At 60.0% G+C, this 17,123-nt stretch carries 16 protein-coding genes; 7 read left to right on the top strand and 9 right to left on the bottom strand.

The features are described 5' to 3' along the window. Nucleotides 1-2: 2 nt before the first annotated feature. From C8D82_RS02950 to C8D82_RS20990, 6 genes are all read right to left on the bottom strand, one after another. Nucleotides 3-722, bottom strand: coding sequence for a type I-E CRISPR-associated protein Cas5/CasD (locus tag C8D82_RS02950; RefSeq protein ID WP_116882777.1), 720 nt, complete (start codon nucleotides 720-722; stop codon nucleotides 3-5). Further along, nucleotides 719-1,681 carry a type I CRISPR-associated protein Cas7 gene (locus C8D82_RS02945; protein ID WP_116882776.1) on the bottom strand — a complete coding sequence of 321 codons (963 nt, stop codon included), beginning with the start codon at nucleotides 1,679-1,681 and terminating at the stop codon, nucleotides 719-721. The genes C8D82_RS02950 and C8D82_RS02945 overlap by 4 nt, the downstream gene beginning before the upstream one ends. Beyond that, on the bottom strand, nucleotides 1,674-3,635 hold the full coding sequence (locus tag C8D82_RS02940; RefSeq protein ID WP_116882775.1) for a hypothetical protein: 1,962 nt from the start codon (nucleotides 3,633-3,635) through the stop codon (nucleotides 1,674-1,676). The genes C8D82_RS02945 and C8D82_RS02940 overlap by 8 nt, the downstream gene beginning before the upstream one ends. 1 nt (nucleotide 3,636) lies before the next feature. Next, entirely contained in the window at nucleotides 3,637-4,461 is an 825-nt protein-coding gene (locus tag C8D82_RS02935; RefSeq protein ID WP_116882774.1) for a CRISPR-associated endoribonuclease Cas6, read from the bottom strand. A gap of 226 nt (nucleotides 4,462-4,687) precedes the next feature. Further along, nucleotides 4,688-5,782, bottom strand: a complete 1,095-nt coding sequence (locus C8D82_RS02930; protein WP_116882773.1) for an SPFH domain-containing protein — start codon at nucleotides 5,780-5,782, stop codon at nucleotides 4,688-4,690. A gap of 8 nt (nucleotides 5,783-5,790) precedes the next feature. Then, the gene (locus C8D82_RS20990; protein WP_165832797.1) at nucleotides 5,791-6,591 is read right to left on the bottom strand and encodes an alpha/beta hydrolase; all 801 of its coding nucleotides are present in this window, start codon (nucleotides 6,589-6,591) and stop codon (nucleotides 5,791-5,793) included. Between the two features lie 129 nt (nucleotides 6,592-6,720). On the opposite strand from C8D82_RS20990, the gene C8D82_RS02920 reads away from it, so the two are divergent. The 3 genes from C8D82_RS02920 (at nucleotide 6,721) to C8D82_RS02910 (ending at nucleotide 10,360) form a co-directional block, all read left to right on the top strand. Next, on the top strand, nucleotides 6,721-7,824 hold the full coding sequence (locus C8D82_RS02920) for a TFIIB-type zinc ribbon-containing protein (protein ID WP_165832796.1): 1,104 nt from the start codon (nucleotides 6,721-6,723) through the stop codon (nucleotides 7,822-7,824). A 108-nt stretch (nucleotides 7,825-7,932) separates the two neighbouring features. Beyond that, the gene (gene frr / locus C8D82_RS02915; RefSeq protein ID WP_116882770.1) at nucleotides 7,933-8,499 is read left to right on the top strand and encodes a ribosome recycling factor; all 567 of its coding nucleotides are present in this window, start codon (nucleotides 7,933-7,935) and stop codon (nucleotides 8,497-8,499) included. Nucleotide 8,500: 1 nt separating this feature from the next. Next, nucleotides 8,501-10,360 (top strand): glycosyltransferase family 39 protein, encoded by a 1,860-nt coding sequence (locus tag C8D82_RS02910; RefSeq protein WP_116882769.1) that lies wholly within the window; start codon nucleotides 8,501-8,503, stop codon nucleotides 10,358-10,360. A 1-nt stretch (nucleotide 10,361) separates the two neighbouring features. On the opposite strand, the gene C8D82_RS02905 is transcribed toward C8D82_RS02910, so the two are convergent. Together C8D82_RS02905 and C8D82_RS22050 are read right to left on the bottom strand one after the other, a co-directional pair. Next, entirely contained in the window at nucleotides 10,362-10,964 is a 603-nt protein-coding gene (locus C8D82_RS02905; RefSeq protein ID WP_116882768.1) for a MarC family protein, read from the bottom strand. 12 nt (nucleotides 10,965-10,976) lie between these two features. Further along, the gene (locus tag C8D82_RS22050) at nucleotides 10,977-11,111 is read right to left on the bottom strand and encodes a hypothetical protein (protein ID WP_261798409.1); all 135 of its coding nucleotides are present in this window, start codon (nucleotides 11,109-11,111) and stop codon (nucleotides 10,977-10,979) included. A 318-nt stretch (nucleotides 11,112-11,429) separates the two neighbouring features. Here C8D82_RS22050 and C8D82_RS02895 point away from each other — a divergent pair, with 318 nt between their 5' ends. The 4 genes from C8D82_RS02895 (at nucleotide 11,430) to C8D82_RS02880 (ending at nucleotide 16,175) form a co-directional block, all read left to right on the top strand. Then, on the top strand, nucleotides 11,430-12,476 hold the full coding sequence (locus C8D82_RS02895) for a LacI family DNA-binding transcriptional regulator (RefSeq protein WP_165832795.1): 1,047 nt from the start codon (nucleotides 11,430-11,432) through the stop codon (nucleotides 12,474-12,476). Between the two features lie 364 nt (nucleotides 12,477-12,840). Beyond that, a complete protein-coding gene (locus tag C8D82_RS02890; protein WP_116882765.1) occupies nucleotides 12,841-13,293 on the top strand; it encodes a type II secretion system protein in 453 nt (150 codons plus the stop codon). Next, entirely contained in the window at nucleotides 13,294-13,686 is a 393-nt protein-coding gene (locus C8D82_RS02885) for a hypothetical protein (protein ID WP_116882764.1), read from the top strand. It abuts the gene before it with no gap. Nucleotides 13,687-13,700: 14 nt separating this feature from the next. Beyond that, nucleotides 13,701-16,175 (top strand): glycoside hydrolase family 71/99 protein, encoded by a 2,475-nt coding sequence (locus C8D82_RS02880; protein ID WP_116882763.1) that lies wholly within the window; start codon nucleotides 13,701-13,703, stop codon nucleotides 16,173-16,175. Nucleotides 16,176-16,217: 42 nt separating this feature from the next. Here C8D82_RS02880 and C8D82_RS02875 read toward each other — a convergent pair whose 3' ends face one another. Further along, nucleotides 16,218-17,054: a pyridoxamine kinase gene (locus tag C8D82_RS02875; RefSeq protein ID WP_116882762.1), complete on the bottom strand. Its 837-nt coding sequence runs from the start codon at nucleotides 17,052-17,054 to the stop codon at nucleotides 16,218-16,220. Nucleotides 17,055-17,123: the final 69 nt, after the last annotated feature.

Here is a 17,123-nt window from a genome sequence, read left to right as displayed (position 1 = left end):
TTCTACTCCCCGGCCCTCACCCAGCCGCGCACCAGCGGTTCGGCCGCGATCACGCCGGGCTGGTCCGGCGTCGGATAAATCCAGTAGCCGTCACTGCGAATCCGCTCGAAACACGAGCCGGGATTCACGATATGCCGCGAAAACGGTGTAGCTTCCCCCAATGCGCCGCCGTCGGTACGGAACGCCCAGAACGGGGACTCCGGCACCGCGTCTTCGATCCGCACATTCCGCACGATCGCCCGACAGAACGACGCGCCAAGACAGAGCGGGAACGCCGGTTTCCGCAACGCCGCCGCCACCCGTTCCGCCTCATACGCCGGAAGCGCCACCGCGACCTCATACGCCGGATCAAGAATCACCTGCTGCTGGAGACGCAGGTTGTCGCTGCGGTTGATCTCTTTGCAGCCGTTGATATTCCACGGCACACGTTTCGGAAATTTTCCGATCCAGCGGCACGCGACATGAAAATCGTTGGTCTCCTCCCAAGCCAGCAATTCCGGAGAAACCGGCCACGGCAGGCCGGCTTTGTCCCAGTTTTTCAACTGCTTCGCATCCGGCTTTTCAGCCGCCTGCGACCGGGGCGAGGCGAAACCGAGCGCCGCGCCGATGACTCCCGCCAGATTGCCGGGAGCCGGCCCCAGGCAGGAGTACGAGCCCATCGACTCGTAGACGTTGCGCCACATCGCCATCTCTCCGGCGAGTTCAAAGATCAGAATACTCATGCCTCCGCTCCCGGCAGCGCCACCGGGAAGTTGGCCGCCCGATGTTTCACAAACACATTGCTTTCGGAACAGCCCCAGCCGGAAAGGAAATCCGGCAGAACTTTCTCCAGAGCAGTGACCGCGCCGGAATGCGTGTTGATCCGTTTTTCCTCAAGCCGGTCGTAAAGCGATGCCGGATTCGCATAACTGACCTCCCCCTCCGGCATCCAGCCCAGCACGAACTGCGCGAACTGCGACCGCTGGGTGAACGACGGATAGCGGTCGCTCGAATAAGCCCGCCACATGCCGTTGACCAGCGCCTCGAACCACCTGGCCGCCCCGCCTTTTTCCCAGTCGATCAGCTTGCTCGCGGAAGCGTTGACCCGCAGCATGTTGAGGTTGATCTCCCACAAGGCGAGAAAGAAGCCGTATTCCAGGGAGTCGACGGTAGCAGACCCGGCGGAATCCTTGACTTTGTTCTGCTTGTCCAGAGTCGGGAAAGCATTGTTGCGGCCGAGCGAATAGATTTCACAATCATGGAACGTGACCGGCCGGAACAGCGTATTGGCCGCATTCGTCACATTGAAGTTCTCGCCCTTGATCGCATGCACATATCCGAAAAGCGGCAGGTCGAGGGTGTTGTTCAGCGCGTCTTTCATATCCGGCTTGGAGATTCCGGCGGCTTCACGAATCTTTTTGAGGCGCAGATCAAAATTGCACGGATTGCCCGCCTCATCTTCTTTTTCATAAAAAACTGTCTCCGCGGCGTGAGGCAGATTCTCCGCCGCCGCATACGCCTTCAAACCGCGGCGCACATGGTGCTTGATATGGACGTCACTGGTAAATACCTGCCCGGTTTCATCGTTCATGCGTAGCGTACTGCTGTACGGATCGAGATTCGGGCGGGCCTGAATGGCTTCAAAACCGAACAGAATGTAGGCGTTGCCGGTTGCGGGAAGAGTGGACTGGATCTTAATCATGTTTCACCTCGTTATTGTCATCGGATTTCTTTTCAAAATAGGTCATACCGGAAATAAGGCCGCTGTTGAAGGAATCCCGGCGGCTTTCCGGTTCCAGGGACTTCAGGAACGGCAGCAGCCGACAGTTGAAAAGCTGTTCCTTATCAAGATTCATCAGCAGGCCGATTCCCTTGTTGAACACGTTTTGCAGCTCCCGGCCACGAAGCCGCGACGGATGCCGTCCCTGCGTCGCGGAAAAACGCCGTCCTTCCTGCTGTACCGACCAGCACAGCTCATTCAGCAACATCCCGGCCAGGGCGCCTCGCACGAAGATCGGGAACTCCGAATCCGGCACGCCCGCCCACGCCTGCCGGATAAAATTGTCCAGTTTGCTTTTCTGCTTGTCGCGCAGCAGGCCATACGCCTCGCCGATCAGCTCCGCTCCCGAAGGCACTGTTGTACTCATAGGGCCGAACACTCCTCTGCTAATAAGGTTAAATTGTTCTATCCGAACCAATTCCTGTTGAAATTCATTGGTAAGCAGCTTCGCGGGCTCCTCCCGCGCGGTCATGATCAAATGCTGCAATCGCAACAGCTTGCCGATCACCCGGAAGTAACGGCGGGCACCCAATTTGTCGATCAGCGCCTCGCCGGACTGGCTTCTCGCAAACCGTTGAAAATTCGCAAACACCTCCCGCGCCGAAATCGGCTGCCGCTGCAACGCTCTGGTAAAAACCTCTGTCCAATACCGGTAGACACTCGGCGTATCGCCGGTCTGGCCGGTCAGGGCCGCTTTCATATAATCCACGACCGTATTTTCCAAATTGGATTGCAGCAACTCCGCATTCAGCACCTGCAGATATTCCAGTGAAACATCCGGGAAAATCTGCTGGATGATCCGCTTCTTCTTGGTGCTCCCCTCCAGATTGGTCAGAAAAACCGTCGCGGAGTAAGGAGTCGGAATGATTTCCGGGCGCAGCGCCTTGAGTTCCTCGCGTTCCTCCTCACTCTTTCCGCCATTTTTCTTCGCGTCAAAATAGAGGTTCTTTTTCTCGTTTTCCTTATCAATGAACTCTTTAAGCTCACTGTACGTCAGTTCACCCTCCGGCAGAAAAATCAGAGTCGACGTATCAGGCGACGGGGCAACCTTGCGCCGGTATTGCAGTTTTTTGCTCCACAGATCAAGCACATCCGCCCGGGTGTTCTCCGGGGCAACGCCCATCAGGCGCAAATACTCCGAACGACGGATCGCGTCAAGTTTGTACTCTTTTCCGAACGCATTGCGCCCCAAACCGCTGCCGGTCTGAAACTCCTCGGCGATCAACTCCAACTCAGACGTTGCCGGAGCCGTGAGAAACCCCATCAGCTCCCGGGAATGGACTACATCAATTCCCAGCGCCTCCAACGGAAGCGTCCCTTCCGTATCCTTATTCAGCCAGTGAACCAGAAAACGCCCGTCACTGAGCCGGCAGACCACAATCAGCGGCCATTTCTGCGGTGGCGCTTTAAATTTATGCCAAGATGTCGGCAGTTTTTTTGTAGCCCGATTCTCCATCAGCGCTTCAAATGCCGGAATCTCGCTGCGCAACTTTTCCGCCGCAGCAGAATCGAACCCGGCCAGCCAATCGATAAACCCTCTGGAATACCGCAGGTAGATCGCGGATTTTGCGACGCCTCCGAAATTCGGAGAACCGTCGGAAAAATAGATGGAACTGCCGCTGTAAATCACAGCCTCTTCCAACGCAGCTTCACTCACATAAAGGCCCTGCCAACTGCCGTTCAGCTTGTTGCTGCCGTCCGCCGCGTCGTTATAATGAAGAAAATCCGGCGGCACCACACCTTCCCGAACCACCTCCCAGTTGACGATTCCCTCCCCGATCGAGGGTTCCGCGAGATAAACCTCCACTTCCGCCGGGCCGCCGTCGAGATCGTACAATCCCTGCGTCAATGTTTCGTCGATTCGTTTCAAAAGCATACTATCGCCCTCCACAGACCAGTCCGAATCCCATCGAATTCATGCTCCCAACGCCGGTTTCCCAGACCAGACGGTGGACGGCTTCCGGGGCGGTGATGCGCAAAGGAGCGCGGAAAGCGCGCACGTTGATTCCCCTGATCCGGGTCAGCCGCGTCCGGTATGCCCTCCCCTCCATCAGCGGCAGAAATTCCACCTGTATCGGCAGAGCAGCCACCGCGGAGGCATCCAGCCCGCCGATCGACATCAGATTCTCGAAGATATCGAGACGGATTTCACGCAGGCGCAGCAGCTTATGGCGGAGATTTCCGGCGATCAGGTCGGCGCAGGAGGGAATCCCCGGCTCCGAATCGTCCGGCATCCGAAAATAATTTTTCCCGTCCTTCTGATAACGACACACGATGAAATCGGCCTGTCCGAACGGCCGGTAGGTCATGGTCGGCCGGAAATCCGGTGTCGGAACCATTCGGATCTCCTCCAATCGGAACCGCAGCCCCCTTACATTCAGTTCCTTCTGTTTCTGAAGGGCTTCCGCCATGCCGTAGACCAGCTCCGGCCAGATCGATGCGAACCGCATCCAGATCCGGGAACCGAATTTCAGGGCGCGCGTCCCGTCCGGCAGTTCCGCGGCGACCGGCTTCGGATCGCTGTTGAACAGAGAAAATACAAAGAGCTTCAGACGGCTGCGATGGTTTCCGTCGTGAAGCTCTTCGGCCAGTTTCGGTTGTGATCGGCTCAGCGCCTGATACAGTGCAGAGGCGAGTTCATGATGGCAGTCACGGGCAAGAAGCCCGTCACCCACAGGAGAAAGCTGCAATTCGATTTGCATAAACGATCTCTTTCTGTTGAAAATACACTAAAGAAATTGATTATGCAACACATTACTATTATCTCTGCAAAATACAAGCACCTTTCTTATAAAATATCAAAAATTTTATAAATTATTTGATTTCATATACTATTATTAAATTATAAATCTTATTTATATAATCAATTTCAAATATTACTGAAATCTCATCGGCAAAAGATTTTCGCGAGAACCCGCCCGATTACGATCAGGGCAACGGCGGCGGCATCGCCGCGAAAACCGGAGCCAGCGCCGGAACCGTTCCGGCGGCCTGCCAGCCGGACATTCCCTGCGCCCAGACCAGCGTATCGGCTTTGACCTGCCCGGCAAGCACGGCGGCTTTCAACTGCTCCTGCGTATAGGGGCCGGTTGAAGCGCCGTTGATCGCGGCGAAATAGGCCGGAGCGGCGGGCAGCGGCGGCGGCACCGCCTGCGGAGCCTGCTGCGGCGGCTGGACGGAGGCATTGATCGCACCGCCGAGATTCGCGCCGACAAACATTCCGGTCATATTGCCCGCGCCGCCCGGATTGTCGGCGGCGGCTCGCATCGCGTCGGCGGCCTGCATCCGGGTGTACTGATCCATTACACCGCCGAGCGCACCGAGGCTGGAACGCTTGTCCATCGCCTGATTGACCTCGTCCGGCAGCGAAATGCTCTCCACCGTGAAACTCAGCAGCTCGAAGCCGAGCGCCGCAAAGTCCGGCTCCAGGTTCGCCCTGACCCGGTCGCCGATTTCGGTATAGTTCGCGGCGAGGTCCAGCGCCGGAATTTTCAGCTCGCCCAGCGCATCCGAACAGGCCGAAACCACCTTCGTCTTCATCTGCCCCTCGATCGCGTCGCCGGTGAAATCCGCCTGCGCTCCGACAAACCGGGTCAGCAGTTCGTCGCGCAGGCTGACCTTGTACGCATAGTTGCCGCGCGCCCGCAGCCGCACGATGCCGAAATCGGCGTCGCGCATCATCACCGGCGTTGCGGTTCCCCACTTGCGGTCGAGCTGCTCGGTGGTGCGGATGAAATAGACCTCCGCCTTGAACGGCGAATTGAAGTTGTACGGCAAACTCAGCAGCGTGGTCAGAATCGGCAGGTTCTTCGTCTCCAGCGTGTAGGTGCCGGGGCCGAACTTGTCGGCGATTTTGCCCTCATTCACGAACACCGCCGCCTGCCCGGGGCGGACGATCAGCTTCGCGCCGTATTTGATTTCATTGTTGAACCGCTCGAAACGGTGCACCAGCACAGCCGGATTTTCGTTCGGATACTCGATCACGTCGATGAACTGACCGCGGAAAAGATTAAACAGTCCCATACCTTCGATTATTCCTTTTCGTGTTTGGCCCGCGTCAGAAACTCACGCAGATTGTTCCAATATTCCCGCCCGGCGACCAGGAGGATGTTATTGTGCCCGGCCCCTCCGACATTGTAAAAGCTCTTCGGCGCGGCAGCCGCATCGGCCAGCTTCCGGCCGTGGCGCTGCGGAATGACCTGATCCCGGTCGCCGTGAATGATCAGCAGCGGCTGGTTGATCCGCCCGATCCGGTCGAGATTCGGGAAACGGTCGCCCGGCAGCCAGTCCAGCCCGGCCACCGCGAACGTGCTGGTGAACGGCGCTTCCAGCACCAGCGCCAGCGCCCGGCGCCGCGTCGCCAGCCACACGGCGGGGCCGGTTCCGACGGAACGGCCGTAGATCACGATCGACTCCGGCGGGATCTGCTTTTCAACGGTCAGGAACCGCCAGCAGCGTTCGATGTCGCGGTACGCCGCCGCTTCCGACGGAGTGCCGGAACTTTCGCCGTATCCTTCGTAGTCGTACGCGAGAATTCCGTACCCCTCTGCATGGTAAGCCGAAAGCCGGTAGGCGATCGACGACAGGTCCTCGGCGTTGCCGTGGCTGTAAAGCAAGGTGACGCCCCCCTCAGGGGCCGGCAGATAGCGCGCGCCGATATGCCCCGCCTCCTCCGGCAGTTCCAGCCGGAAGCAGCCGGGAATGGAGGCGCGCTGCGGAGGCGGCTGGAAAATGACCCGGTCCACGCATCCCGGCAGCAGCAGCAAGGCGCCAACCAGCCCGGCCGAGAGCAATACGGCACAGCCGAGTGCTTTCCGTTTTCCGTGTTTCATGTCGTCATCCCCTCCGTACAAACCCTGATGCCTGCAAAAAGTTATTATAACGGCAAATAATCGTTTGTCAATCGATGAAACCGGTATTATATTCACAAAACCTGAAAAAAACAGCCAGAGGGAAACGGTATGAGTTCTTCGGAAAACACTCCGCCGCCGGTCAACTGTCCGAATTGCGGCCATCCGCTCGCGTTCGACCCGGCACACGGCAAGCTCTCCTGCGCCAGTTGCGGCCAGACTTTCGAGTCGGGCGAACCGGCAGAGGACGGCGCCCAGTTCCACCGCCACGACTTCCGCGCGGAGTTGGCCAGGCTCGACAGCGAATCCGAAAGCGCCGAAGTGCTGACTTTGACCTGCCCCGGCTGTGCCGCCGAAATCGTGCTGCCGCCCAATGTGACCGCCGCCCGCTGCCCCTACTGCGCGACGCCGGTGAACGGAGCGGCGCAGAGCAGCCGCAAACTCCGCCCGGCTTCGCTGCTCCCCTTCCGGATCACCGAAGAACAGGCACGAATGGAATATGACAAATGGCTCAAAAGCCGCTGGTTCCTGCCGGGCGCGGTGCTGAAGGCGTCCCATCTGACCGGCATCTCCGGGAATTACCTGCCTTTCTGGATCTATGACTTCGACACGCAGACCAGCTACACCGGCATGCGCGGCGATTACTATTACGTAACCGTTTCCTACACCGCACAGGAGAACGGCAAGACCGTCACCAGAACCCGGCAGGAGCGGCGCACGCGCTGGTGGCCCGCCGCCGGAACCGTCTCCAACGGCTTCCGCAACCGGCTGATCACGGCGACCCGGTCGGCGCCGGCCGAGCTGCTGGACGAGCTTGAACCGTGGGATCTCGAAGCGCTGGAACCTTACGGCGACGAATATATCCGAGGCTTCCAGATGGAGAGCTACTCCGTGCCGCTGGCCGACGGCTTCGACATCGCCGCCCAACGGGCCGAACCGGAAATCGAAGCGGCCATCCGCCGCGACATCGGAGGCGACGAACAGCGGATCTGCTCTGCCGACGTCAACTACCGGGATATCCGGTTCCGCCACGTGCTGCTGCCGGTCTGGCTGGCCGGCTACCGCTACCGCGAAAAAAACTACATTTTCACCGTCAACGCCCGCACCGGAGAGGTTCAGGGCGAGAGGCCGTGGAGCGCGTGGAAGATCACCCTTCTGGCTGCGGCAATCGCGCTGATCGCGGGCGGAGTCGCGTTCTTCCTGATGAACCGGTGAAATTTTCCGCCGAAATCCGTGGAAACCGCTTGCATTTTCACCGGATTCCGGCTATTTTACCATTCTGTGGAATTCAGACAGAACCATACCATCAGGAGGATAACACAAATGCAGCTCGATCCCGAAAACCTGCTCGACAGTCTCGAAGAGCATATGATGAAGACCGAAGACGCGCTGAAGAACAGCTTCGCCGCGATCCGCACCGGCAAGGCTTCCCCGGCGCTCGTCGAAGGCATCACGGTCGAATATTACGGCACCCAGACCCGTCTGCGCGACATCGCGGGCATCACCGCGCCGGAACCGCGTCTGCTGGTGATCCAGCCGTGGGACGCTTCGGCGGTTTCCGCGATTGAAAAGGCGATCCTCGCCTCCAACGTCGGCATCACCCCGATGAGCGACGGCCGCACCCTGAAGCTGCCGATTCCGGAGCTCAGCCAAGACCGTCGCGCCGCGCTGGTCAAACAGGCGAAATCCGAAGTCGAAGACGCCAAGGTCGCGCTGCGCAACATCCGCCGCGAAGGCAACGACGCCGCCAAAAAAGCGCAGAAGGACGGCCTGCTGACCGAAGACGAGCACAAGAAGATGCTCGAAGACATCCAGAAATTGACCGACCGGTACATCGCCGGGCTGGACAAGGAATTCTCGGCCAAGGAAAAGGAGCTGATGACCGTCTGATATGGTCAACGCCAAGTGCAAGAACCGAAACGCCGCCGCTTCCTGGAACCGGCGGCGTTTTTTTCGGAACCTGCTGCTGATCGCCGCCGGGGCGCTGCTGCTCCGGCTCGCCGTCTCATGGGAACTGGGCGCGGTCAACGGCGGGCGGAACAGCGTATTCGCTCCTTCCTCCCTGAGCGATCTTGCCACCTATATGAAGCTCGCCCGCGATATGGCGGGCTTCCGCTATGAAGGGGTTTTCTACTACCAGCCTTTCTATTACGCGGTCTTTCTTCCCGCCGTCTATCTGGTTTCAGCGGGTTCCGTCTGGGCGGTGATCTTCGTGCAGTCGCTGCTGGGGGCGGCCACTTCGCTGCTGGCCGGGCTGGCGGGCGGACGGCTGTTCGGCAGAACGGGTGGATACGTTGCCGCCATACTGGTGGCGATTTCCACGCCCTTGCTGCTCTACACCCCGTTCCATCAGAATGAAACGCTGCAAACCTTCAATATCCTGCTGCTCTTTTACCTGACCTTGCGGGCGTGCGACCGCTGGACGCTGCCGCGCTGGGGCTGCGTCGGGCTGGTTGCGGGCGTTGCGATCCTGACGCGGGGCAATATCTGGTTTCTGGTGCCGGGCGTCGCCGCGGCGATGATCCTGTCGGGAATCCGGCTCCGGCGCTCCTTTCTCCGGCAAGCCGGCGCGTTCGCACTGTTTTTCCTGCTGCTGCTCGCGGTGCAGCTGCCGTTCGCAATCCACAATACCCGGCTGACCGGGAAACTCACCGGCCCCTCGACCGCCGCCGATGCGGTGCTCGGGCTGGGCAATTCGGTGGAGGCTCCGGCCGGCGGACGCAATCCAGGGCTTCCCGCCGGGCCGATGGAGTACCCGGAGGCGTACCACCGCATGATGCAGCGCGCCTCGGAAGGGGTCTCCGTCCCGGCCCAGATGTGGGAGTGGATGTGTTCTTCCCCCGGCTCGTTTTTCGAGCTTCAATTCCGCAAACTGCTGCTCTTCTGGGATTACCGGGAGATTCCGAACAACGTGTCGCTGTACGGCGAAGGGCAATTCAGCCTGATCCTGCGCTGTCTGCTGCCGGGGCGCAGCGCCGTGCCGATCGCGCTCGGCATCGCCGGACTGCTGGTCTTCGCCGGAAGGCTCCGGCGGAAGCGGCAGACCGGATTGCTGCTGCTCTACTATTTCATCTGCGCCTACTGGGCGGCGGCGGCGCTGTTCTACATCCTGTCGCGCTTCCGGGCGCCGGTGCTGCCTCTGGTCGCGGTGGCGGGCGGCGGCTACGTCGGATGGATGTTCCGCCGCTGGAAGCGGAATCCCGGAGGCCGCCGCAAACTGCTGCTCTACGGCGGTGCGGCATTGCTGGCGGGCTTCTGGCTCACCAGTTCAAGCTACGATTTCTACCGCGAGAACCTCGAAGCCGGAATCATGCGGCTGGTCCGTCCCGACGGCACGCTCGTGACCGGCGGCGGCAAGCCGGATGAACGGTTCGACTACGGCCCGTTCACCTTCGGCGGCTGGTCGGAGGCGGTGCTGGAGCCGGGCGGCACCCTCGCCAAAAAATTCGTCACTCCGGCAACGGCAGGAGAGCTGGAATGGACCATCCTGACGCTCGTGCCGGGCAGCGTGACCTTCCGGGTCAACAATGGCCCCGAACAGACGCTCGACGCGCCGGAGCGGGGCCTTAACAAGCTCAAATTTCCGGTCGCGCTGTCCGACGGAGTCGTGCGGCTCGATTTCACGCGGGTCAACGGCGAACATCATCTGCTGTACGACAGCCAGCGCGACTACCGCCGCAGCAGCTTCGGAGCTTCCCCCCTGCCCGGCGAATGGATCATGCGGCTCCTGACTCCGCCCGCCCATCCCTGAGCTACTTGGACAGAAAAGCGTATTTGATCCCGGCGATGATCATCTCGACGGCCATCGTGGTCAGCAGCAGCCCCATCAGCGACTCCAGCGCGGAAAGCGCCTTGGCGCCGAGGAACTTTCCGGCATAGCGGCCGCTCAGCAGGATCGCCGTGCAGATCGCCCACGCGGCGGCCAGCGCCCCGGCGGCTTCGAGCGTGTGCATGAAACCGCCCCTGCCGCCGACCAGAATCGCGGTGGACATCGCCGCCGGACCGGCGAACAGCGGAATCGCCAGCGGCACGATAAAGGGTTCGCTTTCCGGCGCGGACTTCTTTTCGCCGCTGCCCGATGCGGAGCCGAACACCAGCTTGATCGCGATCATGAAAAGAATAATCCCGCCCGCCAGCTCCAGCGACGCCTGCGTAATCCGCAGCGCCTTCAGAATTTCGCCGCCGCAGAATACGAACAGCAGCAGGATCGCCAGCGCGATCAGGCACTCCCGCAACACGATGAACCGGTAACGCTCCGGCGGCTGCCGGTCCAGCTCGGCGATGAACACCGGCAGATTACCCAGTGGATTCATCACCAGAAAAAACAGAATCAGCATCGATGAAAACGTGTCCATATCTCCTCCTCGTTATTTCAGGAACAACAGGTCGAATAATTCGCGTCCCGCCGCCCGGTCGAGCGGATAATAACCTTTGTCATGCAGAATCGCCCGATGCGGTTCCACACCGGACTTCGCCGCCGACAGCCGGGTATAGTCATACACGCACCGGGTATGCCAATCCGGCGGGAATCCTCCCCGGAATAGAATTCCATCATCCTCCAATTGATGCGATCGATCAGATGTTCCATAATCAGCCTCCTCGAATGATACTGTACCGGTAACATATCACCATCCGGAAAAGTTGCAAGTCCGCCGCAATGCCGCTTTATTTTCACACACCTCCGAAAAGAGGCAGGAATCTTCATCGCGCCACAAAAATATACTCTTTTTTTGCTTTCGCTCTTGACTTTCGGCTTTCGTTTTGCTATAATTAATCATATCGATATGCGATATGTTTTTTTAACCTTATCCGGGGGAATCATGATCCAGGCGAATTACAAGCACGAACAACTGGCGGAAGTACTGCGCGAGGAAATTTTCTCCGGCGCATTCGCCGGAGGCCGGTTCCACACGGTCAAGGCGATGATGGAGCGTTTTCAGGTCAGTCAGGCTACCCTGACACGGGCGCTCCAGCCGCTTTATGAGGAAGGGCTGATCTACAGCGTCAGCGGCAAAGGCACCTTCGTCGCCAGAGAGCTGAAAAACCGGGCATCCTCCGTTCCGGGTACAATCTACTGTATCGCCGCCTATGAGGAGATGTTCGATCCGGCCCGGACTTCCCCGGACTGGTGTTTCACCCAGCTGATGGTCAAAGGAATCGTTTCCGCTGCACGGAAGCACGACATGACGGTCAACATCGCGCCGATGGCGACGACGCTCGACGCTTTCAAATGCATTGCGGTTCCCGGCAGTTCCATGTGCATCTTCCTGAACTATAACACCTGCGAACAGCTCGTGGAATACGCAGTCAAAAAGCAGATCCCGTATTCCCTTTACATCAACGACCCGATTCACCGGAAACTCAATCTCGTCTTCTGCGACGTCGGCAAAGCCACGGAGGACGCGGTGGAATACCTGATCGGGCGCGGCCGCCGCAATATCATTTTTCTCGGCGACTGCCCGGATTCGGCGCGTCACCGCGGCTACCGCCGCGCCCTGCGCAGGCACGGCATCCCTTACAGAAGCGATTACTGCTGGTTCAATTACCGCGCCCTCCCCGATCCCATCCGCCTCGAAGTCGAGCAGAAAATCGATCATTTTCCCGAAGTGACCGCCATCATGGCGACCTCCGACCTGCGCGCGGTCGGCGCCTGGAATGCCGTGAAGAACCGCCCGCAAAAGCCCGCGCTCATCAGCATGGACAATATGTGGAAGTATTACAATTTTCCCACTCCGCTGACCACCATGGACATGCATCTGGAACAGGCGGGCGAAGCCCTGTTGGAAAACCTGCTCAAAAAAGCCCGGGACGGAAGAGACCGTCAACAGACAATCCCGTATTCCCTGTCACAAGGAGAAACCGCATAATGAAAGAACAAGCCGGAGAAAGAATATGAACAGAAATTCACATCACTCAACTCTTTCCTCCATCCGCCGGGCGGCAAGGTGCCGCTGCCGAATAACGGGATGTGCGTCGTCACTGCGTTCCTCCTGCTTATCCCGTTGGGAAGCGCTGCTCCCCCGGCCCCTCGTTTTCTCATCTGTTCCCGCTCTGCGTAAAAGAGAGGGGTTCGGGGGAGAGAAAGCGGCGACTTGCGCCGTGTCTCTCCCCGTACCAACTAATCCGAACATCTCTCTCATTCTTCGCAACTTCTTACGCCTCCGCCAACGCTCTGCAAGCGGCAAGTCGGAGCAAAAACGTGAAATCATCTTTCCGCAAAAAAGCGGGAAGATGATTTCACGTTATTGCGAATCTTCTTCCCCCGCCGAGCGACCGCGGCCCCGCCTGTCGACCGTCCCGTACCTGGCACCGGCACCTTGCCGGACGCAGGGGGCGCGGGGGGCGGCGGACACGCCCCCCGCATACCGCCGCTTAAGGCCGACCGTCGCAAGATTTACGCTGATTGAACTGCTCGTGGTGATAGCTATCATCGCGATACTGGCGGGAATGCTGCTGCCGGCGCTGAATAAGGCGCGGGAGAAAGCGCGGCTGGCCTCCTGCACCTCCTCGCTGAAACAGCTCGGAGTGGAATTCCGGCTTTACGAGCAGGACAACGACAGTTTCCTGCCTCCGGCATACCGGACCACGCCGAACCGGTGGTGGTTCAGCTACCTGAATATTTACAACGGGCTGCCGGAGGACAGCGGCTATGTGAAAGGCAAACTGTATACAGTCCAGTCGTAAGTGTCCGCCGCCTTCGTGGAGGACAGCGGCTATGTGAAAGGCAAACTCTACCAGTGTCCGGCGGCGGCGGACGGCAACCTCGGCTTCGCGCTGCCGAAGATCGCGGGGAATCCGCCGTACTCGCGGGGCTACGCGTGGAACTACTACGCCAGCTGGAACCACAACACCAAGACTCCCCTGCCCGAAAACAGGACCACGACAGTGCGTCGCACGCACACGGTCGTGGTGTACGACAGCAACTGGTATGCGAACGATGTGTACAGCAAGCCGGTGGCGGGGTGGCATGACCTGCGCGCAAACCTGCTCTTTTACGACGGAAGCGTCGGCGGCGCTCACCAGACGCTGCTGAATGATTGGGCGGCTTCCCATCAGGAATACTGGCGTCCCAGATAACCGGAGGAATTGCAATGATGAAAAAGATACTGCTGCTGGCCTGCCTTTCGACACTCCTGTCTGCCGGGACGATGGATCTGCCGCCCGCGGAAAGCTGGAAAAAGCTCGGTGACGGCACCCGGCTGGAAACCGAAGGAAACATCTGGCGGATTCAACCCGGAACCGGCCGGGAGAACGGGATATGGAGCAGCCATGCCCTGACGCTTTCCCGCGCGAAATACCGGGTTTCTTTCCGCTACCGGCTCGGCGGGGGCGTGCTGCACTTTATCGTCAAACACGGCGACAACACCTATTCGCTGCTGGAAAAACGTTTGCCCGCAACCGGAGGCGAATGGAAGGAGTTTCAGGCGGAGATGACGGAAGATCGCCCGGGGACGCACGGCTCGCTCTGGTTTCTCTGCCCCCGGCCGGTTGAAGTCACGGAACTGAATTTCGAGCGCATTCCCTCCGAGGCGGAAGCCGCGCTGAAACGCCGTCTTGCTCCGGCGCCGGTTGAACAGCGGGAGCCGGAAACGCCCGAAACGGTTCCCGATCTGCGCGATACGTTCCTGATCGCGCAGGAGTGGCACTCCTGGTTCTACGCGGATACGACGGAAAAGGGCGGCGACGCGTTTTTCCGGGTCTGGGGTTATCAGGACGGACGCAGCGAATACCGCAACAGTTCCGGTCCGTTGTGGCGGCGGGCCGGGGCGGACCTGACCTATCCGTATCTGGGCTTCTATTCCGCCGGAAATACCGAGGTGATCCGCTGGCAGCTGCGGTGCATGAAGAACAGCAGACTGGACGGCGTGCTGATGCAGCTCTACCCCGACCCGGAAAGCGGCCGGAAATTCCTGAACCTCGAACACTTCGAGAACTGCCTGAAGCTGGCCCGGCAGGAGGGGTTCCGGCTCGGAATCCACGACGAGATCCAGTTCATGCCGAAATCGGCCAAAGAGATTTCCGCCTTTATCGAGCGCGCTTCCTCGGTGCTGGCGCTGGCCGGAAAATATCCCGAAGCCTTCCTGCGCCGGAACGAGAAAATCCTCTACCAGTACGAAGCGTGGAACCTGCCGTATTCCGCCGCCGAACACCAGCAGATCATGGAAGCGGTGGAGCGGAAAAGCGGAGAAAAAATCTACTGGATGGTCTCCGGACCTGCGGAAAAAATGGTGCAGGTCGAGGCGCTCGGCTGCCTGAAGCTCCCGGCCAATACCTGGAGCCACTGCCGCAAAGAGACCACCCGCGCCTACGGCACCGGCGGGGACCGCTGGGAGGCGGATTCCGAACTGCCCGACGACACGCTCTACTGGGACAAATGGCGCGAAAGCCTGCGCAAAAGCAAACAACTGGTCGCCGAAGCGAACCGGAAACGTAAAAACAAACTCGAACAGGCGGTCTGGATCTACCCCGGCTTCAACAACGCGGGGCGCTGGTCCAAACTTCCGGAGGTGATGCCGGACCGTTCCTTCGACCGCGACGCCTTCTTCCTGAAGGCGATCCGGATCGCGCAGCAGGAAGTGGCCCCGGCAATCGTGAACCTCTCCAGCTGGAACGACCGCGAGGAAAAGACCGCGCTGGAACCTTCGTGGAGCAATGAGAACGCCGATCCCTTCGCCTCGGTGCGGTTGCTCGCAAAGATGAAAGGAGCCCGTTTCACCGAACCGCCGCTGCCGCCGAAGGAGTACGTCGATCCGTGGATGTGGAGCATTCTGTACGGCATCGACCGCACCCCGCCGCGCATCACCGGGCTCCGGCTGCATATCTCTGAAGCGAATATGGCGGTCGACGCAGTCGACGACCTGAGCGGAGTCGACCGCATCGAAGTCAGCGCGGCGCCGACCGCTTACGTCAAACTCGACGGAGAAGAAGCCGCGGCTTTCGGTTGCACTTTCGGAGCCGGAGCGGACGGCACGCTGAAGCAGGACCGTTTCCTCCCCTTCACGCTCACCCTGCCCGCCCGGCCGGAAGGATACGGGCCGCTCTTCCTCGGCATCAAATACCGCGCGCCGGAGGGGGCGAAGATCACCGCCGTGCTGCGCTATCCCCGCAACACGGAATACGGCATCTTCCGCTCCAACGGCGAAAAGGCTTCCTCCATTCCCGCCGGTCCCGTACTGCACGGCATGGGAGCTTCCCGCTGGCATGCGGTGAAGCTGCACAATTTCCGGAGCAAACCGGGAAGTTCCGGCAAAATCGAGATTCACCTGAAACTTTCCGGCGGCGCGGAAGCCGCGCTGGAGCAACTGGCGCTCTACCCGGAAGCGATCGCGAACGAAACCTCCCGCGGCTTCGCACTGCCTGCGGCGGGAAAGGAGTTCAGGACGTTCGTGGTGGGCTTCCCTGATAAACTGCTGCCGCGCAACTTCACCGGGATACCGTTCGCGCTGCAGGCGGTGGACGCCGAAGGCAACCGCTCCCGGCTCCAGTTCTTCGACCTGACGCAGGAGGATATGAGCTCCAGCCTCGGCGGCCGCAGCGTGGAGTGCGACGGCTATTTCTGGAGATGAATCCCCGACGCGTTCCGCCCCCTGCCCGCAAAGCGTGAAGCCTCATTGCTCCAGGCGCTTCAGCAGGTTCGGGACAGCCCGCTCAAATTCGACGCCGTACCAGACATGGCCGGGCGAATTCATCGTGCATTCGATGCAGTCGACCGTATAGTCCGCCGCGAGCGCCAACGCTTTTTCGAGCGGAAATCCGCGCATCAGCGCCCCCACCGCCGCGGAGGAGAAGATATCGCCGGTCCCGTGGAACGAGGCATCGAGGCGGCGGTGGAAATAGCTGAAAAACTCATCCCGCCGGGCATCATATCCCATCACGCCGAGTTCGCCGGGGGCGAAGCTCACTCCGGTCAGCACCGCCTGCTTCGCGCCAAGTCCGGCGAGACGCTTCAGCAGCTCCCGGATATAGGCTTCGTCATAGCCCTCGCCCCGGTACGGACGGTCCAGCAGAAACGCCGCCTCCGTCAGATTCGGCACGATCACGTCGGCCCGGCCGCAGAGTCCGGCCATCTCCCGGGCGAACTGCGGCGTAAATCCCGGATAGAGCTTGCCGTTATCGGCCATCACCGGGTCGATGAAGACCAGATTCTCCGGGGTCCTGAAGCCGTCGATGAATTCCGACACCAGCTTCAACTGCTCGAATGAGCCGAGATAGCCGGTGTAGATCGCGTCGAAACCGATCTTTTCCCGTTTCCAATGCGCGGCGACCGGCTCGATATCGCAGGTGAGATCGCGGAACGTGAAGCCCCGGAACATCGTATGGGTGGAAAGCACCGCCGTCGGCAGCACCGCGCACTCCACGCCCATCGCGGAAATGACCGGCAGCGCCACCGTCAGCGAACACTTGCCGACGCAGGAAATATCCTGAATGGTCACGATTCGTTTCATCGTACTCCTCCACTTTCGTAAATAAAGTAAAAACGGCCATCCCCATGCAGGGAACGGCCGCCGGATCGT

Source organism: Victivallis vadensis (assembly GCF_003096415.1).
Lineage (GTDB): Bacteria > Verrucomicrobiota > Lentisphaeria > Victivallales > Victivallaceae > Victivallis > Victivallis vadensis.
The sequence above is the reverse complement of the archived record's forward strand: the minus strand, read 5'-3'. Positions and strand labels throughout refer to the sequence as shown.